Below are 1,213 nucleotides of genomic sequence, written 5' to 3' on the forward strand. Positions count from 1 at the left end.
AAAGGAACTTAGAAAGCATTTTTTATCTAATCACAAATATTAAAAATTAAAAATAAAAAGGATAAAAAATGGAAATCAAAAGAATTTTAAAAGAATTTACAGACCTAGAAGAAAGTAAAAAAGAAATATTAAAAGAAAACATTTTAAATTTTGTTAAAGAAAAAAGCAAACCAACAATTTTTGCTAATTTAATGCTATCTACATGCCCTAAGGAATATTTAGATATTTTATTAAAAGATTTAGATTTTGATTTAGAAAACAGAATGAAATTAGCTGCTTTGATTGAAGAAGCATATCATATCAGCTTTAAATCAAAAGATATTTTAAACTATCAAAAACCAACTTCAACAGCATTAATACCTGATATATCTAACATAACAGAAGTTATGAAATACTATAAAGAACAAGAAGAATCTAAAGAAGAGTATGCAGAATTAGATGAGTTGTTAAACAAATCAGATTTAGATGAAGAAGATAAAACTAAGCTAAAGCTAAATATCAAAAAACTAGCAAACACAAAGCTAAATATATTAATTACAGGCGGAACAGGAGTTGGCAAAAGCTCTACTATTAATTCGCTTTTTAATATGGGTGATGAATACAAGCAAGAATTTAGCGAAATCGGAACTACTAGCAAACCACAAACAATGGAGATTAAAAAATACGAAATAGGAAGAAACCTTGTTTTATGGGATAGTCCAGGTTTAGGAGATGGGATAAAAGATAGTGAGCATATCGCAAAAATTAATAAAAAGCTTCACGAAAAAGATAGCAAAGGAAATGCTTTAATAGATTTAGTTTTAGTTATTGTAGATGCAAAAACTCGTGATTTAGGCACTACCTATCATCTAATTACTAATGTAATAATCCCTGCCTTAGGAGAAAACGCAAAAGATAGAATATTAATAGCACTTAATAAATGTGATCAAGCTTTAGAAGGAGATTTTTGGGTGAAGGGTGATAGTCCTTATCCAGAAGAAGAGCTTATAAAATATCTTGATGAAAGTGTAAAAATAATTAGTGATAGGATATATGAGACAACTAGCGTAAGGATTGAGCCTATATATTATTCATCAGGTAAGAGCAGAAATGGCATTCAAGAAAACCCATATAATTTAGGAAAATTACTTAACTTCATCATTGATTATACTCCCATCAAAAAAAGAGCAGTATTTAAAGGTAAGGTAAACGAAAATAAAAACAATTGGAAAAG

The 1,213-nt window shown here is 27.9% G+C and carries 1 protein-coding gene; it reads left to right on the plus strand.

The features are described 5' to 3' along the window. Positions 1–68: 68 nt before the first annotated feature. On the plus strand, positions 69–1,213 hold a 1,145-nt coding region (locus AVBRAN12637_RS09665; protein ID WP_336615827.1), incomplete at its 3' end, for a GTPase family protein.

Source organism: Campylobacter sp. RM12637 (genome assembly GCF_020137645.1).
Lineage (GTDB): Bacteria > Campylobacterota > Campylobacteria > Campylobacterales > Campylobacteraceae > Campylobacter_E.